This is a genomic window from Amycolatopsis sp. FU40, from assembly GCF_021903635.1.
In the GTDB taxonomy this organism is placed as follows: Bacteria; Actinomycetota; Actinomycetes; order Mycobacteriales; family Pseudonocardiaceae; genus Amycolatopsis; species Amycolatopsis dendrobii.
In genome coordinates this window covers 2,645,478-2,667,497 of sequence record NZ_CP091381.1, presented here as the reverse complement: position 1 = coordinate 2,667,497, position 22,020 = coordinate 2,645,478, and the positions used below count along the sequence as shown (strand labels likewise).

Here is a 22,020-nt window from a genome sequence, read left to right as displayed (position 1 = left end):
AGCGTCGGTGGCAGGATGGGTGGATGCCGCTGCCTGAACCGACGACGCACGACTGGTCCCGTGATCACGATCCTGAGCACTTGCAGTTGATCCGCGAGAACTCGCAGCGGTACGCGCCGACCGGAATGTGTCATCTGATCCTGGAGGTGCTCGCTTACGCCGCGGACGAGGCCGAGGATCGGGGCGCGGGCCGGGCGGTCGTCGAATTTCACCCGGACGGTTCGGTTTCGGTGTCGGACGACGGGCGCGGGACGCAGATGGCGGTCGGCGACGACGGGCGGCCGGTGCGGAAGCCGGTGATGGCGACGAAAGACTTCCGGTACTTCGATTCTCCGCCCGCCGCTCCCCTCCCCGATGGCCATCCGCGGTACGGGATGTCGGTGGTCGCGGCGTTGAGCGAGTGGCTGGTGCACACGAACCGGCGGGCCGAGGGCGCGTGGACGCAGCCTTATCGTCACGGTGTCCCGGCTGACGAGCTGGTTTCGGTGCCGTCAGACGGGACGACCGGGACGACTGTCCGTTTTCTTCCGGCGGAAGGGCTGGGCGGCGAGGTGTCCGCGGAGTCGGTGCGGCCGTTGGCCGAACGGTTGAGCGAGGTGCTGGTGGTCGAGGTCTAGTCCACTCCCCTTGGCGGGCCTTGGCTGATGCGGCGCAGGGTGGGTTCGAGGCGGTCGAGGTCGCTGGTGGTGATGAGCTGCCGTTCGTCCCACCAGGTCGCGCCGGCTTCGGCGAGCGGGGCGATCAGGTCGCGGGCTCGGGCCGGGTCGCCGGGGGTGGCTCCGCCGACGACGAACTCGAACTTCTCCCCCGCGCCGTGTTTTCGGGCGTAGGACACGACGTCGCGGACGTCTTGCGCGGCCGGGGCGACGCCGTGGGTGGCGTTTTTGAACAGCGGCGCGATGCCGTCCCAGCGTGCGGCGCGGCGGACTGGCCTGCGGTTGGGCCAGACGGCGGCGAGCCAGACCGGCGGGCGCGGTTGCTGGACGGTGGCGGGCCGGAGGGTGACGTCGCGGACTTGGTAGTGCTTGCCGTCGTGGTCGACGGGGTTTCCGGACCAGTAGCGGTCGAGGAGGCCGAGGCTTTCGTCGAGATGTTCGGCGAGGACGACCGGGTCGGTGGGTTCGCCGAAGCTGCCGAACTCGTCCTCGATCGGTCCGCCCAGGCCGGCGCCGAAGATGACGCGTCCGCCGCTGAGGGCGTCGAGGGTGGCGACCTGGCGGGCGAGGTGTTCGGGGCGGCGGCGGGGCACGGCGGTGACCAGCGTGCCGATCTTGAGCGTCGAGGTCGCGAGCGCGGCCGCGGTCAGCAGCATCCAGGGATCGCCGAACGGCTGGCCGCGGCGGATTTCCTTGTCGTGCACGACGTGGTCCCAGAGGAACAGCGCGTCCCAGCCTTCTTGTTCGGCCGCTGCCGCCACTCTCGCCACGGTCCGGGCGTCGGCGAAGTCGCCGAAGTTCGGGATGTTGATCGAGAAGCGCATACCGGGCATGGTCCCGGCAGCCGAGGCGGCGCGGCAAATGAATTGCCGGATCCGGTCTCGTCGCCGGGCGGCACGCTGCCGCGGTCATCCGGTGCAGGGCCGGACTTGCTGGCGGACTGGGGCCTCGGCTGGCCCTGCTTCCTCCGCGGCGCGGGCCGCGGCATCGTGCTTGGTGCGGACGACCGTGCTGATCGCGACGAGCGCGACGATCCCTGCCACGCCGGCGAAGGTGAGCGCGGACGGGGTGAGCCGCTGGTCTGGCAGCTGGAGGAAGAACGCGAACAGGGGCGAGAGCGTGAGCAGGATCGACGCGGTGATCGGCTCGGTGTGCTTGATGCCGACCTGCAGCAGGTAGAGCGGGGCCGCGACGCCGACGACGGCGATCATCAGCGACGGGAGGAATGCTGTTCCCACGGCCGGATGATCGCTGACCGCGACGAGCGTCCAGGTGAGGGCCAGCATCAGGAAGAAGCGCACCGCCAGCACCGATTGGGGCTTCAGTCCCGCGTCGCTGAGCCGTTTGGAGTAGATCACGTTCGTCACCGAGCCCAGGCCGGTGAGCAGGGTGAGCGCGATGCCGATCGCTGTGTCCGCGGTGGACCGTTCGCCTACGGCGCTGTGCCCGGTGAACGATCCCCAGACCAGCATCGCGATCATCACGCCGATGAACAGCGAGATGACGACCTCGGTGCGCAGGAGCTTTGTCCCGGGCCGGAGCACGGGGCTGACCAGCACGGTCAGCAACGGACCGAGCGCGAGCCCCACTACGTTCACGATCGCCGGTTCCAGGAACTTCAGCGCGTACAGCATCGACAGCCACGTCACTGCGGTCGTCACGTTGATCATCAGCACGTCGTAGCGGTGGTCCCGCAGTGGCCGGAATGTCGCCGCCGGGCCACGTCTGAGCATGTCGCCGCCGAGGAAAAACAGGGCGGCGAGGGTGAACGAGATGGCCGCGACCGTCGCCGGGTCCTGCGCTTGGAGCTGATTGCCCGCGAAGACATCCAGTGCGGCGGTGAGGAACGCGAAGCCGGTCAGCGGTGCGAGCCCCTGCACCAGCCGCGTTCTGGGAGTTTCGGGCACGGCAGGGTCCCCCCCCCCGGGCTGGACTGCTTGTCGGATGCGGTCAAGGAAAGTGTCCTGGGCTTGGCAAGCCGATTAGGGAAGCGACCGTTGACGCAAGTTGTGAATCGATGGTTCACTTCTTCCCGTGGCCTACCGCAGAACGCCCAAAGTCCAGGAGCGCCTCGACGCGCTCCGGGAGACCATCCTGGACGCCACGGTGCGGCAGCTCGCCGAGCACGGCTATTCCGGTTGTTCGGTAGCCGCCGTCGCTGAGCGGGCCGGTGTCGCGGTCGGGACGGTGTACCGGCACTTCCCCACCAAGGCCGATCTGGTCGTGCGGGTCTTCCGGCAGGTCGTGTCGCGCGAGGTGGAGGCGGTGCGGTCGGCTGCGGCCGGGCCGGTCGACCCGGTGGCGCGGGTCGTGGCGGTGTTCGAGACGTTCGCGATGCGGGCGTTGAAGGCGCCGCGGCTGGCGTACGCGCTGCTGGCCGAGCCGGTGGACGCGGTGATCGACGCGGAGCGGCTCGAGTTCCGGCGGGTGTTCCGGGACGTCGTGGCCGAGCACGTCGCCGAGGGCGTGCGGACCGGGGTGTTGCCCGCGCAGGACGCGGCGGTGACCGCGGCGGCGTTGGTCGGCGCCGCGGCTGAGGTGTTGATCGGTCCGCTGACCAGCGGCGGGTCGGCGGAGGTCAGCGAGTTGAGCACGTTCGTCGTGCGGTCACTGGGAGGTTCGGATGCCCGCAACGCATGAGGTCGTCAATCAGGTTCCGCCGCTGGAGCACGACGTCGCGGCCGATCCGGCGCTGGCGGAGGCGGTCGGGCGCACCGAGGCGACGTGGGTCGGCGACGAGTTGCACGAGCTGGGGCGGCTGGCCGGCAGCGAGCAGGTGCAGGAATGGAGCAGGCTGGTCAACGAGAACGAGCCGGTGCTGCGCACGCACGACCGGTTCGGGCACCGGATCGACGAGGTCGAGTTCCATCCGCATTGGCACGACCTGATGAACGTCGCGGTGTCGCACGGGTTGCAGGCCGCGCCGTGGCGGGACGAGCGGCCGGGGGCGCATGCGGCGCGGGCGGCGAAGTTCTATGTGTGGAGCCAGTCCGAGGCCGGGCACACCTGCCCGATCTCGATGACGTACGCGGCGGTTCCGGCGTTGCGCGCGAATTCTGAGCTGACCGAGAAGTACGAGCCGCTGCTGGCGTCGACCGAGTACGACTTCGGGTTGCGCGAGCCGGGCACGAAGCGCGGGCTGATCGCGGGCATGTCGATGACCGAGAAGCAGGGCGGTTCGGACGTCCGCGCCAACACCACCGCGGCGCGGCCCGCCGGCGACGGCACTTACCGGCTGGTCGGGCACAAGTGGTTCACCAGCGCGCCGATGTCGGACATGTTCCTCACGCTCGCGCAGGCGCCCGGCGGGCTGTCCTGCTTCCTGCTCCCCCGGGTGCTCCCGGACGGCAGCCGGAACCCGATCCGGTTGCAGCGCTTGAAGGACAAGCTCGGCAACCGGTCGAACGCGTCGTCGGAGATCGAGTACGACGACGCGGTGGGCTGGCTCGTCGGCGAGGAGGGCCGCGGGGTCCGGACGATCATCGAGATGGTCAACAACACCCGGCTCGACTGCGCGCTCGGCAGTTCGTCGGGGATGCGGCTGGGCGCGGTCCGCGCGGTGCACCACGCGACGCATCGGTACGCGTTCGGCAAGGCGCTCGTGGACCAGCCGCTGATGGCGAATGTGCTGGCGGACCTGGTGCTCGAGGCGGAAGCTGCGGTGGCGGCGTCGATGCGGCTGGCGGCCGCGGGCGACCGGCGCGACGACGAGCAGGAGCAGGCGTTCCGCCGTCTCGGGCTCGCGGTGACCAAGTACTGGGTCTGCAAGCGGGCTCCGATGCACGCGGCCGAGGCGCTGGAGTGCTTTGGCGGCAACGGGTACGTCGAGGAATCGGGCATGCCGCGGCTGTACCGGGAAGCGCCGCTGATGTCGATCTGGGAGGGGTCGGGCAACGTCGCGGCGCTCGACGCGTTGCGCGCGATGGGGCGGCAGCCGGAATCGGTGGCCGCGTTCTTCGCAGAGGTCGGCCAGGCCGCGGGCGGGGACGCGCGGCTCGACGACGCGGTCGACCGGCTCAAGAAGGATCTGTCCGATGTGGACGATCTGGAGTTCAGGGCGCGGCGGGTGGTCGAGTCGATGGCGTTGGTGCTGCAGGGTTCGCTGCTGGTGCGGCACGCGCCGCGCGCGGTGGCGGACGCGTTCTGCGGCACGCGGTTCGGCGGCGACTGGGGCCTGGCTTTCGGTACTTTGCCCGCTGGAACCGACACTTCCGCGATCATCGCCCGCGCCCGCGTCTAGTCCGCGCGTTTCGCCGGACAGGGCGCGGCGGCGGGCGCTACTGTCCCTGCCCGTGACCGAACCTGTTTACGTGACCGAGACGCGGACCGCGTACGACACTGTTGCCGAGAATTACGCCGAGTTGCTGAAGGACTTCCTTCAGGACGCCATCTGGGACCGCGCGGCGCTCACCGCCTTCGCCGAACTCGTCGGCGAAGGGACGGTCGGCGACCTGGGCTGCGGCCCCGGACGGCTGACCGGGTATCTCAAGTCGCTCGGACTCGACGTGTTCGGCGTCGACCTGTCCCCCGCGATGGTCGAGGTGGCTCGCAGGACGCATCCGCACCTGCGCTTCGAGGTGGGCTCGATGGCCGCGCTCGACCTTGCCGACGGCTCGCTCGCCGGGGCGCTCGCGTGGTACTCGCTGATCCACACGCCGCCCGAGGAGCTTCCGGTGCTGGCCAAGGAACTCGCGCGGGTGCTGCGGCCGGGCGGCTGGCTGCTGACCGCGTTCCAGGTGGGCGACAACCAGCGCCGCCGCATCGAGAACGCTTACGGGCACGACATCGCGGCTGATGCGTACCGGCTGGATCCGGACTTCATCGCGCAACTGCTCGCCGACGCCGGTTTCGTGGTGGACGCGCGTCTGGTGCGCGAACCGGGACCGAGCTTCGAAGCGACTCGGCAGGCGTACTTGATGGCCCGCAAGGAGGGCTGAGGGAGGTCCGCTGGGGACAGAAAGGGGCGGGACTTTTCCCTGCCCCCTTCAACATATAGCGCACCCCGGGGCTTGCGGCAAGGCCCGGGTGGTGCTCCACAATCGTCCGCCGGAGCCACTGCCTGCGGAAATACCGCGGGCGGGAATCGGCTCCGGTACAGGGGACGAAGAGTTCATGGTGGACGTGATCGTGGTGGGGGCCGGGCCGGCGGGCGTCATGCTGGCCGCGGAGCTGCGGCTGCACGGAGTGCGCGTGGTCGTGCTGGAAAAGGACGCGGAACCGCCGAAGTACGTGCGCGCGCTGGGGATGCACTCGCGCAGCATGGAGGTCCTGGACCAGCGGGGAATGCTGGAGCCGTTCCTCGCCGAGGGTTCGACGCACCCGGTCGGGGGTTTCTTCGCGGGCATCGCGCGGCCCGCGCCGGAGCGGCTGGACACCTCGCATCCGTACGTGCTGGGGCTTCCGCAGCCCATCACCGACCGGCTGCTGGCCGAGCACGCGGTCAAGGCGGGCGCGGAGATCCGGCGCGGATGCGAGGTCGTCGGGCTGAGCCAGGACGACGAGGGGGTCAGTGTCTCGTTGGCCGACGGCAGCGAGCTGCGGGCGCGCTATCTGGTCGGCTGCGACGGCGGGCGGAGCACGGTGCGCAAGGCGCTCGGCGTCGCGTTCCCGGGTGAGCCCGCCCGGCGCGAAGTGCTGCTGGGCGAGATGGAGGCGACCGCGGATCCCGCCGAGATCACCGCGCGGGTGATGGAAATCCGCAAAACCCAGCTGTGGTTCGGGGTCGGGCCGTTGCGCGACGGGATGTTCCGCGTGGTCGTGCCCGCGGCCGGAGTGATCGACGACCGGGAAGCGCGGACGCCGACGCTGGACGAGGTCAAACAGCAGTTGCGCGAGTACGCCGGGACGGACTTCGGCGTCCACTCCCCTCGCTGGCTCTCGCGCTTCGGGGACGCGACCCGCCAGGCCGAGCACTACCGGGTCGGCCGGGTGCTGCTCGCCGGGGACGCGGCGCACGTCCACCCGCCGCTGGGCGGGCAGGGGCTCAACCTCGGGATCCAGGACGCGTTCAACCTCGGCTGGAAGCTTGCCGCGGAGGTCAACGGCTGGGCTCCGGAGGGGCTGCTCGACACCTACGAGGCTGAACGGCACCCGGTCGCGGACGCCGTGCTGGACAACGTCCGCGCGCAGGGCGTGGTGATGTCGCCCGATCCGGACGGGCGCGCGATGCGGCGGCTGCTGACCGAGCTGATGGCGTTCGAGGAGGTCAACCAGCTGCTGCTGGAGAAGGTGCTCGCGCTCGACATCCGCTACGACTTCGGCGAGGGGCATCCGCTGCTCGGGCGGCGGATGCGGGACCTGGCGCTCAAGCGAGGACGGCTGTACGAGCTGATGCACCAGGGCCGCGGGCTGCTGCTGGACCAGAACGGGCAGCTGTCGGCGGAAGGCTGGGCGGACCGGGTCGACCGCGTCGTGGACGTCAGCGAGGACCTCGACGTGCCCGCCGCGCTGCTGCGGCCGGACGGGCACGTGGTCTGGACCGGCGAGGATCAGCAAGACCTGGAGAAGCACTTGTCGCGCTGGTTCGGCGCGAAGCGATGAGGTCGTAGCGGGGGCGGAGCGGGTTTCCCGGCTTCGCTGGGGGTGCCGGGAAACCCGCTCGGGCGGTCAGGGATGCACCGGACCGCCCCAGCAGTCCTGCTTGCCCAGCCGCACGGACGTGTTGGTGTAGACGCCGTCGGCGATCGTGTCGCCCATGATCGACCGCTGGTCCGTCGGGCGCGGCCACTGGTAGCACCAGTGCTGGGCGAAGTAGCCGCCCGCCGCCTGGATCGGGTCGAAGTCGCAGATGCCGTCGGTCTGGATGCAGTAGCGGATGGACCGGACGCCGTTGAAGTCCGGTCGGCCCGCGCCGAACGACACGTAGCCGCCGAACGGCGAGGGCAGGCCGGTGCCCGGCGGGAGCGTCGCGCTGATCCCGGTCCCGGCCGGGCCGGGCGGCTGCATCGGGTCGGCGAACAGCTTGGCGCTGAACCTGGTCTTGTCGACGCCGAGCTGGTCGTCGGCGATGTCGTTGAGGACCATGTTCGCGACGATCGCGCCCTGGGAGTATCCGACGACGGTGAACTCGGCGTTCGGGTTCTCGTGGTAGGCGTCCTGGACGACCTGGCGGCCGCGGTCGTGTCCGATCGCGACGCTCTGGTCCATCGGGGTCTGGTCGCAGTTGGGCGCGCCGGCGGCTCCGGCGGGATAGTCCACGACCCGCGCGATGCCGCCTCGCAGCCACTCCGGACGGTAGACCGACGCCTTCCCGTCGCAGGTGCCGCCGATCAGGATGTAGTAGTGCGCGTCGTCGGCATGCGCCGGTGCGGCGCTGGCGAATCCCGCGCCGAGCGTGGCGACGACGGCGCCGGTCAGCGCGATCCTCCTGGCTTTCTTCCCCATCGGGTCCCCTCCGCGTCGAATGGTCAGCACGTTACTGAACGCGTCCGGAAAGCTACGGAGAAGCCATGAAATCCTGCTGAAAGCATGATCGCCGCCAGGCCGGTGCGTCCGCCGATGCCGCTGGTCAGGCGGCATCGGCGCCGAATCCGGGTCCACCGGATCGGGTGACCGGCGGCGAGGTCAGGCCGGGCTTCTCCCCCGACGTGTGCGCCGGGCAGGGGGAACGTCGTGCAGGGGCGGTCCGGCGACGACGGTGTTGTGGACGGCGCCGATCCCTTGCACGGTCATGCGGACGGTGTCGCCGACGCGCAGGGGCGGCGGTTGCCGCTCGCCGTGCCATCCCCACAGTTCGGCCAGGCAGCCGCTGCCGCAGGTTCCGGAGCCGAGTACGTCGCCGGGCCGGACCCACGCGCCGCGGCTGGCGTAGGCGATCAGTTCGGCGAAGGTCCAGGCCATGTTGGCGAGCGTGTCGCCGCCGATGGGGGTGTCGTTGACGAAGACCTCCATGGCGAGGTCGTACCGGCCGCCGCTTTCGCCGTCGGCCAGTTCGTCCGGGGTGACCAGCACGGGGCCGAGGGTGGTGGCGGTGTCCTTGCCCTTGGCCGGTCCGAGCCCGACGCGCATTTCGCGGCTCTGCAGATCGCGGGCCGACCAGTCGTTGAGGATGGTGAACCCGGCGATGTGGTCCGCGGCCTCGGCGACGGACAGGTTGAAGCCCGCTTTGCCGATCACAGCCGCGACTTCGAGTTCGAAGTCCAGCACTTCGCACCCGGGCGGCATCGGGACCGGGGAGCCGGAGCCGATCGCCGCGTGCGGGTTGGTGAAGTAGAAGGCGGGGGCTTCGTACCAGGCGTCCGGGACCTCGCTGTTTCCGGTGATCGCGCGCAGCGAGCCTGCCGTGTGCTGTTCGAAGGCGATGAAGTCGCGGATGCTGGCGACCGGCACCGGGACGCCGATCGATGCGGTTTCGTCCCAGACCGACTCGCTCGCCGCCGCGGCATCCCCGGCGGCGAGCACCTCGAAGACGTCCGCAGTCTCGGGAAGCAGCCCGATGCGGTCGCCGTCGACAACGCCGTACCGGCGCACCCCGTCGACGTGCACGGAACCGATTCTCATGCCGCCTCCTCGTCGAAGATCGCCACCGCGCGGGTCCAGCCCGCCGAGGCCGCGTGGATCTTGACCGGGAAGCAGGCGATCTGGAATCCGGTGGCCGGGAGGCTTTCCAGGTTGTGCAGCTTTTCGAGGTGGCAGTAGCCGATCTCGCGGCCGGCCCGGTGGCCTTCCCAGATGATCGAGGGGTCGTGGTCGCGGGCGTAGCGCTCGGCGGTGTAGCGGAACGGGGCGTCCCAGCTCCAGGCGTCGGTTCCGGTCACCCGCACCCCTTGTTCGAGCAGGTGCAGCGTGGCGGCGCGGCCGACTCCGCAGCCGGAAGCGACGTAGTCGTCGTGGCCGTAGCGGGTCCCGGCCCGGGTGTTGACCACCACGATGTCGAGCGGGCGCAGCCGGTGGCCGATCCGGCCCAGTTCGGCGTCGATGTCGGCGGGCGTGACGACGTGGCCGTCGGGCAGGTGCCGGAAGTCCAGCTTGACTCCCTCCTGGAAGCACCAGTGCAGCGGCACCTCGTCGATCGTCATCGCCCGGCGGCCTCCGTCCATAGTGGACGCGTAGTGGTACGGGGCGTCGAGATGGGTGCCGGTGTGGGTGGTGGCCTCGATCCGCTCGATCGCCCAGCCTTCGCCGTCGGGCAGGTCCGCGGCCGTCGCGCCCGGGAAGAACGCGAGCAGGTCCGGGACCGACTCCTGGTGGTCGACGTAGGTGATCGAGGGCCGGTGGCCGGGCGGGTCGGACGCGATCCCTCCCCGCAGCGGAACCGAGATGTCCACGAGCTGTCGCATGGCGGCTCCTTATCGCGGGATGACGGGGACGAGCAGGCTGGAGGCGTGGTCGCCGCCGAGATGGACGACAGCGCCGGTCGCCGGACGGCGGAGACCGGGATGGTCGTGGGTCAGGAAACCGAGGTCGCTGTCCCCGGTGACCAGTTCGAGGCGCAGCCGCTCGCCCGGCGCGAGAGTGATGCTGGTGGGCCAGATCTCGACCTCCAGCAGGGTCGGCTCGCCGGGCACGAGGGGAATCTCGCGGGCGTGGGGGTGCCACGGCCGGTGCGGCAGCGACCGCTCGGGATCGGTCTCGCGGTGCGAAGCCTTGAGCCAGCCCATGGTCATCGGGACCGGATCGCCCTGGGGGCCGACACCCGGGATCGGCTCGCCGTCCGCGCCGATGTGCTGCACCCGCGCGAAGACGTCGAGGTCGTCCTGCTCGGCGCTGAGCCACAGGCGCAGCGCGACCGGACCGGTCAGCTCGAGCGGCTCGGTCACGGGGGCGGTGTCGAAGCTGGCGGGATACGCCACCGTCGCGGCGTGCGCGGGCGGGTCCCAGCCGAGAACGCCTTCGCCGAGATGAAGCTCGCGCCACTGCGTCTGCGGGAGCGGGAAATCCGTGGCGTCTCGCCATTCGACCTCTCGGCCGTGCCGGATCGCCAGTTGCACCGGGGCCACGCCGTCCATCCGGTCGGGCTGGTCCTTGAGGAAACGGTCGAGGAAGCGCAGTTGCAGATCCAGCGCCCAGTCGGCGTAGTAGGGATCGATGTGGGTGCCGGTGTGCACCACCAGCCACTTGTCCCGCGACGCCGCGCGGGCCCAGCCTTCGATATTGCCGCGCAGGTGGACGTGCAGGGCGCCCCAGTTGCCTGCCGACAGCACCGGCACCGTGACCCGGTCGAGGTCGACGATGCGCGCTTGGTGGTAGTCGTCGAGCAGGGGGCGCTGCGGGAGCACCTCGCGCCAGTCGTCTCCGTCTTCTCCGTTGCGCTGCGGGGTGATCTGGCGATTCCACCAGAATTCGACGAACCCGTGGGCGTACAGGCCGCCCTGGTAGACGAAGTCGCGGTAGAAGTCGGTCGCGCCTTCCCAGGCCACGATCGCGGCGAGGTGCGGCGGCTGGAGTTCCGCCACCCGCCAGCCCATCATCGCGAGCCACGAGATGCCGCTGGAAGCCACCTTGCCGTTGGACCACGGCTGTCCGGCCGCCCACTCGACGACGTCGTAGAAATCCTCGGAATCGCCCGGGCTCATCAGGTCCATCCTGCCGCGCGTCTTGCCGGTGCCCCGGGTGTCGGCGCGCAGCACCGCGTAGCCGCGGGCCGTCCACCACTCCGGATCCGGCGTCTCCCACACCATGTGCTCGCTCTGCGGCACGAGGTCGTAGAGCGGATAGCGGTCCGGCCAGTGCACGTCCTTGCCGTACGGGCTGATCGAGGCCAGCACGGGGACCGCGCCGCCGGGCTCGTCGGGGAGGAACAGGTCGGCCAGGATCGGCGAGCCGGTGCGGGCGGGGACCTCGATGTCCCGTTCGATGCGCATCTCAGTACTCCAGGGGGTCACCGTTAAAGCAAGTCAGCTTGCGTCAGGGAGTATGGCGACTGGCACACGCTAAAGCAAGTGGACTTGTATTAGAGTGCTGCCGGTGAGCGATTCGGAAATCCGGCGACGGCCCGGCGGACGGGCGGCCCGGGTGCGCGCCGCGGTCATCGAGGCGACCAACGAGCTCCTGCGGGACCAGGGCCTGACGGGTCTGAAAGTGTCCGAGGTGGCGCGGCGCGCGCAGGTGAACGAGACGTCGATCTTCCGGCGGTGGGGCACCCGCGAGAACCTCGTCATCGACGCCCTGCTCGCCGACGCCGCCGAACAGCTTCCGGTGCCCGACAACGGAAATGTGCGCGACGACCTGATCGCCTACGCCGCCTCGCTCGCGAAATACCTGACCTCGCCCGCGGGCAACGCCCTCGACCGCACCCTGGCCTCGGCCGGCGACGACCCGATCACCCGGCAGCTGCGCGACCGGTACTGGGAGGCCCGCTACGCCCAGTCCGGCCGGATCGCCGAGCGGGCGGTCGAACGGGGAGAACTGCCCGAGGACACCGATCCGCGCTTCGTGCTGGAGATGCTTGTCGCGCCGCTGCATTTCCGGATCGTGCTCACCCGCGAGCCGCTCGAACCGGACTTGCCCGCCCGCGTGGTCGACGCGCTCCTCCGCGGGCTCGCGCTCTCCTGAGCCGCCATTGTGGCCCGTGCGGTCCAGAACCAGTAGGGTCGGCGCATGGCCCGGCCTCGCGAGTTCGACGAAGATCGCGTGCTGCTCGCTGTCCGCGACGAGTTCTGGGACAAGGGCTACGCGGCGACGTCGCTGGACGACCTGCTGCGCGTGAGCGGTCTCGGCAAAGGCAGCCTGTACGGGGCGTTCGGCGACAAGCGAAGCCTGTTCCTGCGAGTGCTGCGCGACTACGACGACGCGAACCTGCGGACGCTGCGCGAAGGCCTGGCGTCCGCGGCGCGCGGGACAGACCTGGTGCGCACGTTCCTGCTCGGCCCGACCGCCGACCCGACCGGAGCGGTCGCGCGCCGAGGGTGCTTGCTGGCCAACAGCAGCGCCGAACTGGCGACGAGCACTCCGGACGTGGCTGCCGAGGCGCGGCGCAGCTATGACGCGATCGCGGGGATTCTCGCCGAGGCACTGGAACGCGCCCAGCGCGAAGGCGACCTCTCCCCTGACGCCGACCCCGCCGAGACCGCCCGCGCGGTCCTCGTCTCGCAGCTCGGCCTGATCGCGCTCGGGCGCACCGGCGTGGACATCGACGTGCTCGTCCAGGCCGCCCAGTCCGCCCTGGCGCGGCTCTTGCCCGTCCCGGCGCGGTAGCAGCAACTCCGTCCTTCACGTCGAGAAGCCGTCTTCCCCGCTGCCGCAATGTTATTGACCGTACGGTCCAGATCTGCGAGGGTTATGGACCTAACGGTCAATAACATTGAAGGAGAACGGCATGCCCGTCTTGGCAGGCAAAATCGCCGTGGTCACCGGCGGCGGAAGCGGCATCGGATTCGCGACCGCACGCGCGTTCCGCGACGAGGGCGCCCAGGTTTTCGTCACCGGCCGCCGCAAGGACGCGCTCGACGCGGCGGTCGCCGAACTCGGACCCGCCGTGACTGGCGTGGTCTGTGACGTTTCGGTGCCCGCGGAACTCGACGCGTTCTACGGAATCGTGCGCGAGCAGGCCGGTCGCGTCGACGTTCTGGTCGCCAACGCGGGCATCGGCATCATGGCTTCCCTCGGCGAAGTGACGGAGGACTTGGTCGACTCGGTGTTCGCCACCAACGTCAAGGGAACGATCTTCACCGTGCAGCAAGCGCTGCCGCTGCTCAGCGCGAACGCCTCGGTGATCCTCACCGGTTCGACCGCCACGACCCGGCCCAGCCGGGGACTCGAGGTCTACGCGGCATCGAAGGCCGCGATCCGCAACCTGGCCCGAGGCTGGGCGCTCAGTTCGCGTGCGCACGGTTTCCGGGTCAATGTCGTGTCCCCTGGCGGCACCCGGACCCCCGGTCTCCTCGAACTGGTCCCGCCCGAGGCGCTCAAGCGGTCCGAAGGCGAAGTCCCGCTCGGCAGGCTCGCCGAACCCGAGGAGATCGCCGCCGTCACGACGTTTCTCGCCTCGGACGCGTCGAGCTACGTCAACGGCGCCGAGGTGTTCGCCGACGGTGGTTTCGCGCAGGTGTGAGCGCTCTCGTCCGCAGCCGCCGGACCGGGCGCTCGGTCAGGTGTGCGTGAACCTCACGACCGCCTTCGATCCCTCGAGCGCGACCACCTCGAACGACAGCCTGTTGATAGTGGACGCCCCGCCCTGGCTCGGGGTCTGCCCCATCGCCGACACCACCGTCCCGGACGGCGAAACGGACTGGAAGTCGACGCCGGCGGGCGAGACCGCGGTGATGTCCAGCGAACTCATCCCGAGGCTTTTGTCGAAGCGGATGGTCACCGGCCCGGTCACCAGGATTTCGCAGTCGCCGTCGGCGCAGGCGCGCAGGTTGGTCCCGTCCGCCGCCGCGGGGAACGGTTTGGGCGCCGAACTGGTCGTGGGCGCGGTGCTGCTCGGCGCCGCGCTCGCGCTGGTGCTCGCCGCGGCCGGAGACGACGGCGGCGCAGCCGGGGGCGCGGTCGCCGTGCCGCCGCACGCGGCGGTGGCCCCGGCCGCTCCGAATGCCGTGAGCGCCGTCCTGACCATCATCTTTCGCATGCGGGGACGCTAATCCGATCGGCATGGGACCGGTCCCGGACGACAACGAGAGCCCATCGCCCGAAACACGCAGCGTTGGCTTCGTTCCGGTGCCACCCGCCGCGCAACGATCGGACGGTACTTGCCGCACTCGCGTGCCCAGCTCGTCGCCGAAGCCTGCGGCTGCCACCGCAACCCGAGCACAAAGCTCGCCGCGAAAGCAGGCAATACCGGAAACCGTCCCGTGGTCGCTCACCTTCGCAACCTCGGGGAACTCGTGACAGGTGAACAGACGCTCGCCCCGGTCGGGGACCCGGCCATGCGAGCGTGCGGGTCAGCGGACGCGCGGCGTGAACTCCGCGAGATCCGGCAGCGGCGGCACCTCCCTGGCATACGCGTCGGCGGCCGGCACCCCGGTGGTGACCCGGGTGGCGGTGCGGCGGCCGAGTTCGTCGAGGATTTCCTGCTCGGTCCGGCCGCGGGCGAGCAGGAGCAGGAACGGGTCTGCGTCGAGCAGCCACGCGACCTGGAACGACAGCGCGGCGGCGTGCCGGCACGGGAGTTCCCAGCCGGGGCAGTCGCAGTCCGGGTCGAGGTCGCCGATGCCGGGCAGCAGCGGGACGACCTCGGCCAGCTCCGGCGGCAAGTGCCGGTCGAGCAGTGCCGCGAGGTGGCCGGAGTGGTCGGCGGCGCGGTCGAGCAGCAGCTCCCAGTCCGTTGTGGACAGTTCGGCCAGGTGCACGCCGGTGCGGTACGGGCCGTCGTCGGCGTCCTCGGTGGTCGCGGTGATCAGGCCGGGGCTGACCGTGATCGGGCCGACCAGGCCCGCCGCGGCATAGCTCCGGCCCTTCTTCAGCTGCCGCAGGTCGAGCGCGGTGTCCTCCATCGCCTGCAGCCAGGCGCGGCCCCACCAGGTGCGGGCGAACGGGCCGCGTCCGGGGCGGGCGGGGAACGCGGGGAATCCGCGGACCCGGTCGGTCATCGCTGCCTCCGGAGGGTGACGAGCTCGGCCAGCTCGGCGTCGGTCAGTTCGGTGAGCGCGGCCTCGCCCGAGGCGAGCACCGCGTCGGCGAGCGCGCGTTTCTCCCGCAGCATCGCCGCGATCCGGTCCTCGACCGTGCCCTCCGCGACCAGCCGGTGAACCTGCACCGGCCGGGTCTGCCCGATCCGGTACGCGCGGTCGGTCGCCTGGTCCTCGACCGCCGGATTCCACCACCGGTCGTAGTGCACGACGTGATCGGCGCGCGTGAGGGTGAGCCCGGTGCCCGCGGCCTTGAGCGACAACAGGAACACCGGCACGTCGCCGTTCTGGAAACCGCGGACCAGCTCCTCGCGCCGGGCGACCGGGGTGCCGCCGTGCAGCAGCTGCGACGGGACGCCGCGCGCGGCGAGGTGCCGTTCGAGCAGGCGCGCCATCACCACGTACTGGGTGAACACCAGCACCGCGCCGTCCTCGGCGAGGATCGTGTCGAGCAGTTCGTCGAGCAGCTCGAGCTTCCCGGACCGGCCGGCGAGCGTACTGTCCTCGGGCTCGCCGAGGAACTGCGCGGGATGGTTGCAGATCTGCTTGAGCGCGGTGAGCAGCTTGACCACGCGGCCGCGGCGGGCCATCCCGTCGCTCGCGGCGATGTCCGCCATCAGCTCGCGCACGGTCGCCTCGTACAACGCCGCCTGCTCGGCGGTGAGCGACACCGGCCGGTCGGTCTCGGTCTTGGCGGGCAGCTCGGGCGCGATCCCCGGGTCGGATTTGCGGCGGCGCAACAGGAACGGCCGCAGCAGCCGGGACAACTGCTCGGCGACCGCGGGGTCGGCTCCGGATTCGACCGGCTTCCCCCAGCGCCTGCGGAAATCGGCGAGCGGGCCGAGCAGACCGGGCGTGGTCCAGTCGAGGATCGCCCACAGTTCGGTCAGCGTGTTCTCCACCGGCGTGCCGGTGAGCGCCACCTTCGCCGAGGAAGGCAGCAGCCGCAACGCTTTCGCCGTGTCCGAGCGGTGGTTCTTCACGTGCTGGGCCTCGTCGGCGACCAGCAGATCCCAGTTCACCTCGGCCAGCGGCGCGGGATCGGTGCGCAGCGTGCCGTAGGTGGTCAGGACGAACCCGCCGCCGAGCTCGTCCAGCGACCGCGCCGTGCCGTGGAACCGCCGCACCGGCGTCGCGGGAGCGAACCGGCGAATCTCGGTTTCCCAGGTGCCCAGCAGCGAAGCGGGGCACACGACCAGCGTCGGGCCGGTGCCGCGATGCAGGTGCAGGGCGATGAGCGTGACGGTTTTGCCGAGCCCCATGTCGTCGGCGAGACAGCCGCCGAGCCCGAGGCCGGTGACGGTGTCGAGCCAGTGCAGGCCGCGCAGCTGATAGTCGCGCAGGGTCGCGGCCAGCCCCTCCGGCTGCGGCACCGGGGCGGGATCGGCCGACAGCCGCTCGCGCAGGTCCTCCAGCCAGCCGTCGGTGCGGACCTCCACCTGGTCGCCGTCGACCTCGGTGCGGCCAGTGAGCGCGACGCCCAGCGCCTCGATCGCGGTCAGCGGCTTGAGCGTGCGATCCCGCGCGCGGTCGGCGGTCTTGCGGTCCAGCAGCACCCACCGGTCCCGCAGCCGGACGACCGGACGCTGGGCCTCGGCGAGCGCGTCGAGCTCCGCGACGCTCAGCTCGCTGTCGCCGAGCGCGAGCTGCCAGTCGAACTGCAGCACCCGGTCGCCGCCGAAGAACGACCGCGCGTCGGACGGCGCGTCGCCCGGCCGGACGACCGCTCGCGCGGCCAGCCCGGTCAGCTCCGCGGGCCAGTGCACCGCCAGCTCCGCGGCGTCGAGCGCGCCGGCGAGCAGCTCGGCGATCTCGCGGTCTCCCAGCGCGACGGACGAGGGAACCGCCGCCGACAGCAGCGGTGCCAGCGCGGACCACACCTCGGCGCCGTGCCGCAAAGTCAGCAGGACCTCGTGCCGCGCCTCCTGGCTGCCGGTGCGCCACAGCGCTTCCGCGTCGACCAGCGGCTCGGCCCCGCCGTGCACCTGGACGACCGCGCGGAACCGGCCGCCCGCCAGGTCGTCGGACTCGATCCGCAGCGACACCCGCAGCGCGGGCTCCACCCCGGCGACGTCGCCGAGGAACCGCATCAGCAGCGGATACGGCTCCGGCAACCGCGTCGGGTCGCCCGGGATCGGCGTCGCGTGGGCGTGCGGCGGCATCGCGTCGGCGAGGCGGCGCAGCCAGGCTTCCTCGTCGGGGTCGAGCGCTCCGGTCCACCCGGCCGACGCGAGCCGTTCCGCGGCTTCGGCGGCCAGCGCCCAGAACCGCGCCGACGGATCGGTCAGCGTCCGCAGCACCGGCACCGCGTCCGCGGCCGGCACCCGCAGCGCGGGCACCGTGCGCACCCCGCCCGGCAGCACGACCTCGACGGTGCCGGGCGCCCCGGGACCGTCCGGCTCCGATCCGTCCGGTCTCCAGAACACGACCCGGCCCGGCTCCACCACCACTGAATTCAGTGCTCCGCCCTCCCCTGGCTGGCCTCTGCGGGATAGTCTACCGGAAAACTCTGTACTGCGTACGAGGAGCGAAATGGAGACTGAGGAACCGGGCGATCCGCGGCGGACCATCGAGCTGCTGTGGGGCGTGCCCGGTCCCCCGCGCCGCGGCCCGAAACCGAAGCTCTCGGTCGAGCACGTGGTGTTCGCCGGGATCCGGGTCGCGGACGCGGAAGGGCTGGACGCGGTCACCATGCGCCGGATCGCCGACGAACTGGGCGTCGCGACGATGTCGCTCTACACCTACGTGCCCGGCCGCGACGAACTGCTGGAGCTGATGCTCGACCACGCGCACGGCGAACTCCCCGGCGAACTGCCGGACGGATGGCGGGCCGGGCTCACCGCGGTCGCCGAGGACCTGTGGCGGCTCTACCACCGGCATCCGTGGCTGCTGGAGATCCGCGTCGGCCGCCCGACGCTGGGCCCGCACACCTTCGCCAAATACGAGCGCGAACTGGCCGCGATGGACGGACTCGACCTCGACGACGTCCAGCTCGACGCGATCGTCAGCCTGCTCAACGGACTGGTCGCCGGCGCGGCGCGCGGTTCGGTGGACGCGACCCGCGCCGCGCGGCGCAGCGGGATGACCGACGCCGACTGGTGGAACCGCTCCGCGCCGGTACTGGCCGAGATCCCGGCGGCCGACCCGGTCCGCTTCCCGCGCGCGAGCCGGGTCGGCGCCACCGCCGGGCAGACCTACGGCGGACCCGCGGATCCCGAGCACCATTTCCGGTTCGGGCTCGCCCGCATCCTCGACGGGATCGGCCAGCTCGCCGGAGCCTGACCGCGCGAACTTGTCAGTCCCCCGGTCTACCGTGCGGAGAGTGCGGGCGGAACCCGCCCGCAGGCGCGAACAGGGAGGGACACGCAGTGACCGGGCAGCACGACGCGGCCGAAACCGCGGTCGCGCAGGCGTTCCGCGACGAGTGGGGCTCCGTCGTGGCCACCCTCATCCGCGTCACCGGCGACTGGGACCTGGCCGAGGAATGCGCCCAGGACGCATTCGCGCTCGCCGTGCGCACCTGGCCGCGCGACGGCGTGCCCGAGCACCCCGGAGCATGGCTCACCACCGCCGCCCGCAACCGTGCCGTCGACCGGATCCGGCGCGCCTCCGCGGGAGCGGGCAAACTCCGGGAAGCGGCGCGGCTGGCGGTCCCGGACGAACCAACAGCCGTCCACAGTGGACACAGCGAAGACAGCGGGGTCGAGGACGACCGGCTCCGGCTCATCTTCACCTGCTGCCATCCCGCGCTCGCGTTCGAAGCACAGGTGGCGCTCGCGCTGCGCACGCTCGCCGGGCTCAGCACCGCGGAGATCGCCCGCGCGTTCCTGGTTTCCGAATCGGCCATGTCGCAGCGCCTCGTCCGGGTGAAACGCAAGATCCGCGCCGCCGCGATCCCGTACCGGGTGCCGCCCGCGCATCTGCTGCCCGAGCGCACCGCCGCCGTGCTCGGCGTGCTGTACCTGCTGTTCAACGAGGGCTACTCGGCCAGCGAGGGCGACGAACTCCAGCGTCCCGATCTGGCGGCCGAAGCGATCCGGCTGGCCCGGCTGCTGCATTCCTTGATGCCGGACGAAGCAGAGGCCACCGGACTGCTCGCGCTGCTCCTGCTCCACCATGCCCGCCGCAGTACGCGAAACGGTCCCGGCGGCGAGTTGGTCCCGCTCGAGGAACAGGACCGCAGCCAATGGGACCGCACGGCGATCGCCGAAGGCACCGCGCTGCTGGAAGGAGCGTTGCGGCGGCGCAGCCCCGGCCCGTACCAAGTGCAGGCCGCGATCGCCGCGTGCCACGCCGGTGCCGCCCGCGCCGGGGACACCGATTGGGCGCAGATCGCCGGGCTCTATCTCCAGCTGCGGCGTTTCCGGCCGGGCCCGGTGGTCGAACTGAACCGAGCGGTCGCGGTCGGCATGGCCGCCGGGCCGGAAGCCGGGCTCGCTCTCGCCGACCGGCTGGCCGGAGACCTCGCCGGCTACCACCTGCTGCCCGCCACCCGCGCGGACTTCCTCCGCAGGCTCGGCCGCACCGAAGAAGCCCAGGTCGCGTACACCGAAGCACTCGCGTTGGCCCCCACCGGAGCCGAGCGCGGCTACCTCCGCAGGAGACTTTCGGAAATTTCTTCGCCGGAGGTGTCTGTCTGCGTCTCGTCCGTTCGTCGGGTAGGCACAACCGACTCCGGAAGGACCGCCATGATCACCAAAACCCTCCGCGCGCCCGGCGCCCAGATCCACTACGACGTCGCCGGATCCGGACCGCTGCTGCTCCTGGTGCCCGGCGGGCCCGCGGACGCCACCGCGTTCGCCGCGCTGCGCCCGTGCCTGGCCGACCGCTACACCGTCGTCACCTTCGACCCGCGCGGCATCTCCCGCAGCCGGACCACCGACCTCGACGACGACCTGGTCGGCCAGCACGCCGAAGACGTCCAGCGGCTGCTGACCGAACTGGCCGCCGGACCGGTCTCGGTGCTGGCCAACAGCGGCGGCGCGATCACCATGCTCGAACACGCCACGCGCTATCCGGGCGCGGTGCGGACGCTCGTCGCGCACGAACCGCCGGTCAGCCGCTACCTCGGCGCCCTGCTGGCCGATTTCCCGGACATCCCGGCGATCTACCGGGAGCAGGGCGTCGACGCGGCGGTCGGCGCGTTCATGGCCGCCAGCGGATTCGAGATCCCGCCGCCGCCCGAGCACCCCACCGCCGAGCAGATCGAGCAGGGCAAGCAGATGCGCGGCAACTTCGAGGTGTTCTTCGGCAAGCTGATGGGCGCCGTCGGAGCATGGGAGCCCGATCTCGAAGCGCTCGCCGCCGCGGACACCCGGATCGTCGTCGCGGTCGGAGACGCCGTCGGGACGCCGGCGTACGAGGCGGGCGCCGGCCTGGCCCGCGCGCTCGGCGGCGAGCCGGTCCGGTTCCCGGGCGACCACGGGGGCTTCGCCGGCGAACCCGAGGCGTTCGCCTCCCGCCTCGCCGAAATTCTCACCGAGGAGAACTGATGCGCTACCTGTTGATGATCGCCGGCTCCGAAGAGCCGACCGCCGAACAGCTCGCGCTCGGCTGCGGCGGCTGGTCCGAGGACCTGGTCGAACGCGGCGTCCTCGTCGGGGGCGGCGGACTGCACCCGCCCGCGACGGCCACCACGGTGCGCGTGCGCGACGGCGAAGTCCTGCTCACCGACGGGCCGTTCGCCGAAACCAAAGACCAGATCGGCGGCTACGCCGTGCTCGAATGCGCCGACCTCGACGAGGCCGTCGACCACGCGTCCCGGCATCCGGCCGCCGCCTACGGCACCATTGAAGTCCGCCCGCTGCTCGGCTGACTCCCGCATCCGTCCAGGAAAGGAACCCCCCTTGCCCACCATCGTGGACAGAAACGAACAGCGCTACGTCGGCTACCGCGCGACGGTCGGGCCCGACGGCATGGCCGAGGTCGCGCACCGGATCGCCGCGATCATCGGAGCCCTCGCCCAACGCGGCCTCGAACCCGCCTGCGCGCCGTTCTTCCGGTACCTGGTGCTCGGCACGGACAGGGAGACCGTCACCGTCGAGGCCGGCGTCCCGGTCAAGGAGCCCCTCGACCTCGGCGACGAGTACTTCAACGACGTCCTGCCCGCCGGGAAATACGCACAGGCCACCCACCACGGCGCGCCGAGCGGTCTTTTCGCCGCGACCGCCGACCTGCTCGCCTGGGGCGAAAAGGAAGGCGTGCGCTGGGACCGCACCGTCGAGGCCGACGGCGAGCACTGGGCCGCGCGGCTCGAGATCTACCGCACCAACCCGCAGTTCGAGCCGGACGCGAACAACTGGGACACCGACCTCTGCTTCCGGCTCGCCGGCTGACCGTGGTGTCCCGGGGTCACGCGCCCCGGGACACCACGGCGCCGACCAGGCACCCGAATCCGGCCGCGGACACCACCGTCCGCACCAGGTTCCACCGCACCCACGGTTCCTCGAACCGGGCGCGCAGCGCGGCGAAGTCGACCGTGTCGGCGGTGAGGGCGTTGTTCATCGGCACGTTGACCGCGCCGGTCACCACCACCGTCGCCACCAGAAGCACGGCGCCCGCGATGAGCCAGGGCAATCCGCCCTGCGCTCCGCTGGTGAAGTGCAGAACCACGGCCGCGACGGCGAGCAGCGGCGCACCCAGGAACGACAGCATGAACCAGCCGTTGAGGATCGCCTCGTTGATGCGGCGCATCGCGGTCACGAACGTGTGGTCGTCGGCATGGGCGAGGCCCGGCATCACCGAAACCGTGTACGCGTAGAACAACCCCGCGATCAGCCCGGCCGCGACCACCGCGGCCACGAGCACCGCCTTGGAAACGATCACCATCGCTCTTGCCTTTCGTCTTGTCCCCCAAC

22 protein-coding genes and 1 pseudogene are annotated in these 22,020 nt (G+C 71.3%); 14 read left to right on the top strand and 9 right to left on the bottom strand.

Translation table 11 applies throughout. The annotated features are described in order from the left end of the window. Positions 1–23: 23 nt before the first annotated feature. On the top strand, positions 24–617 hold the full coding sequence (locus L3Q65_RS13225) for a hypothetical protein (RefSeq protein WP_237599792.1): 594 nt from the start codon (positions 24–26) through the stop codon (positions 615–617). On the opposite strand, the gene L3Q65_RS13220 is transcribed toward L3Q65_RS13225, so the two are convergent. Both L3Q65_RS13220 and L3Q65_RS13215 read right to left on the bottom strand, forming a co-directional pair. Next, complete coding sequence (locus tag L3Q65_RS13220) at positions 614–1,480, bottom strand: LLM class flavin-dependent oxidoreductase (protein WP_237599791.1); 867 nt, start codon at positions 1,478–1,480, stop codon at positions 614–616. The genes L3Q65_RS13225 and L3Q65_RS13220 overlap by 4 nt on opposite strands. 84 nt (positions 1,481–1,564) lie before the next feature. Continuing rightward, positions 1,565–2,563: a DMT family transporter gene (locus tag L3Q65_RS13215; protein ID WP_237599790.1), complete on the bottom strand. Its 999-nt coding sequence runs from the start codon at positions 2,561–2,563 to the stop codon at positions 1,565–1,567. 127 nt (positions 2,564–2,690) lie between these two features. Here L3Q65_RS13215 and L3Q65_RS13210 point away from each other — a divergent pair, with 127 nt between their 5' ends. The 4 genes from L3Q65_RS13210 (at position 2,691) to rox (ending at position 7,196) form a co-directional block, all read left to right on the top strand. Further along, positions 2,691–3,296 carry a TetR/AcrR family transcriptional regulator gene (locus tag L3Q65_RS13210; RefSeq protein ID WP_182889300.1) on the top strand — a complete coding sequence of 202 codons (606 nt, stop codon included), beginning with the start codon at positions 2,691–2,693 and terminating at the stop codon, positions 3,294–3,296. Then, positions 3,280–4,896: an acyl-CoA dehydrogenase family protein gene (locus L3Q65_RS13205; protein ID WP_237599789.1), complete on the top strand. Its 1,617-nt coding sequence runs from the start codon at positions 3,280–3,282 to the stop codon at positions 4,894–4,896. Before L3Q65_RS13210 ends, L3Q65_RS13205 begins: the two co-directional genes overlap by 17 nt. A gap of 52 nt (positions 4,897–4,948) precedes the next feature. Continuing rightward, on the top strand, positions 4,949–5,593 hold the full coding sequence (locus L3Q65_RS13200) for a class I SAM-dependent methyltransferase (RefSeq protein WP_237599788.1): 645 nt from the start codon (positions 4,949–4,951) through the stop codon (positions 5,591–5,593). A 175-nt stretch (positions 5,594–5,768) separates the two neighbouring features. After that, positions 5,769–7,196, top strand: a complete 1,428-nt coding sequence (gene rox, locus L3Q65_RS13195) for a rifampin monooxygenase (protein WP_237599787.1) — start codon at positions 5,769–5,771, stop codon at positions 7,194–7,196. 66 nt (positions 7,197–7,262) lie between these two features. On the opposite strand, the gene L3Q65_RS13190 is transcribed toward rox, so the two are convergent. The 4 genes from L3Q65_RS13190 to L3Q65_RS13175 all read right to left on the bottom strand — a co-directional run bounded on the left by L3Q65_RS13190 (position 7,263) and on the right by L3Q65_RS13175 (position 11,458). Beyond that, on the bottom strand, positions 7,263–8,039 hold the full coding sequence (locus tag L3Q65_RS13190) for a PE-PPE domain-containing protein (protein ID WP_220506602.1): 777 nt from the start codon (positions 8,037–8,039) through the stop codon (positions 7,263–7,265). Positions 8,040–8,219: 180 nt separating this feature from the next. Beyond that, positions 8,220–9,155 (bottom strand): fumarylacetoacetate hydrolase family protein, encoded by a 936-nt coding sequence (locus L3Q65_RS13185; RefSeq protein WP_237599786.1) that lies wholly within the window; start codon positions 9,153–9,155, stop codon positions 8,220–8,222. Continuing rightward, a complete protein-coding gene (locus L3Q65_RS13180) occupies positions 9,152–9,934 on the bottom strand; it encodes a cyclase family protein (protein ID WP_237599785.1) in 783 nt (260 codons plus the stop codon). Before L3Q65_RS13180 ends, L3Q65_RS13185 begins: the two co-directional genes overlap by 4 nt. A 9-nt stretch (positions 9,935–9,943) precedes the next feature. Beyond that, on the bottom strand, positions 9,944–11,458 hold the full coding sequence (locus L3Q65_RS13175; RefSeq protein WP_237599784.1) for a CocE/NonD family hydrolase: 1,515 nt from the start codon (positions 11,456–11,458) through the stop codon (positions 9,944–9,946). A gap of 103 nt (positions 11,459–11,561) precedes the next feature. Between L3Q65_RS13175 and L3Q65_RS13170 the strand changes: the two genes are divergently transcribed. From L3Q65_RS13170 to L3Q65_RS13155, 4 genes are all read left to right on the top strand, one after another. After that, a complete protein-coding gene (locus L3Q65_RS13170) occupies positions 11,562–12,149 on the top strand; it encodes a TetR-like C-terminal domain-containing protein (RefSeq protein ID WP_237599783.1) in 588 nt (195 codons plus the stop codon). Between the two features lie 45 nt (positions 12,150–12,194). Then, complete coding sequence (locus tag L3Q65_RS13165; RefSeq protein WP_237599782.1) at positions 12,195–12,791, top strand: TetR/AcrR family transcriptional regulator; 597 nt, start codon at positions 12,195–12,197, stop codon at positions 12,789–12,791. A 121-nt stretch (positions 12,792–12,912) separates the two neighbouring features. Beyond that, positions 12,913–13,647: an SDR family NAD(P)-dependent oxidoreductase gene (locus tag L3Q65_RS13160; protein WP_182889310.1), complete on the top strand. Its 735-nt coding sequence runs from the start codon at positions 12,913–12,915 to the stop codon at positions 13,645–13,647. 46 nt (positions 13,648–13,693) lie between these two features. Beyond that, complete coding sequence (locus tag L3Q65_RS13155; protein ID WP_237599781.1) at positions 13,694–14,176, top strand: hypothetical protein; 483 nt, start codon at positions 13,694–13,696, stop codon at positions 14,174–14,176. 300 nt (positions 14,177–14,476) lie between these two features. Here L3Q65_RS13155 and L3Q65_RS13150 read toward each other — a convergent pair whose 3' ends face one another. Both L3Q65_RS13150 and L3Q65_RS13145 read right to left on the bottom strand, forming a co-directional pair. Then, a complete protein-coding gene (locus L3Q65_RS13150) occupies positions 14,477–15,124 on the bottom strand; it encodes an SWIM zinc finger family protein (RefSeq protein ID WP_182889312.1) in 648 nt (215 codons plus the stop codon). After that, on the bottom strand, positions 15,121–17,589 hold the full coding sequence (locus L3Q65_RS13145) for a DEAD/DEAH box helicase (protein ID WP_237599780.1): 2,469 nt from the start codon (positions 17,587–17,589) through the stop codon (positions 15,121–15,123). Before L3Q65_RS13145 ends, L3Q65_RS13150 begins: the two co-directional genes overlap by 4 nt. 106 nt (positions 17,590–17,695) lie before the next feature. Here L3Q65_RS13145 and L3Q65_RS13140 point away from each other — a divergent pair, with 106 nt between their 5' ends. The 5 genes and pseudogenes from L3Q65_RS13140 (at position 17,696) to L3Q65_RS13120 (ending at position 21,498) form a co-directional block, all read left to right on the top strand. Continuing rightward, complete coding sequence (locus tag L3Q65_RS13140) at positions 17,696–18,445, top strand: TetR/AcrR family transcriptional regulator (RefSeq protein ID WP_182889314.1); 750 nt, start codon at positions 17,696–17,698, stop codon at positions 18,443–18,445. Between the two features lie 86 nt (positions 18,446–18,531). After that, positions 18,532–19,782: pseudogene (locus L3Q65_RS13135) on the top strand (RNA polymerase sigma factor); the annotation flags it as partial. A gap of 69 nt (positions 19,783–19,851) precedes the next feature. Further along, positions 19,852–20,655: an alpha/beta fold hydrolase gene (locus tag L3Q65_RS13130; RefSeq protein WP_182889517.1), complete on the top strand. Its 804-nt coding sequence runs from the start codon at positions 19,852–19,854 to the stop codon at positions 20,653–20,655. Beyond that, positions 20,655–20,978 (top strand): YciI family protein, encoded by a 324-nt coding sequence (locus L3Q65_RS13125; RefSeq protein WP_182889315.1) that lies wholly within the window; start codon positions 20,655–20,657, stop codon positions 20,976–20,978. The genes L3Q65_RS13130 and L3Q65_RS13125 overlap by 1 nt, the downstream gene beginning before the upstream one ends. Before the next feature lie 31 nt (positions 20,979–21,009). After that, positions 21,010–21,498, top strand: a complete 489-nt coding sequence (locus L3Q65_RS13120; protein WP_182889316.1) for a GyrI-like domain-containing protein — start codon at positions 21,010–21,012, stop codon at positions 21,496–21,498. A 16-nt stretch (positions 21,499–21,514) separates the two neighbouring features. Here the strand turns inward: L3Q65_RS13120 and L3Q65_RS13115 are convergent, their stop codons facing one another. After that, entirely contained in the window at positions 21,515–21,991 is a 477-nt protein-coding gene (locus tag L3Q65_RS13115; RefSeq protein WP_182889317.1) for a DUF1772 domain-containing protein, read from the bottom strand. Positions 21,992–22,020 lie beyond the last annotated feature (29 nt).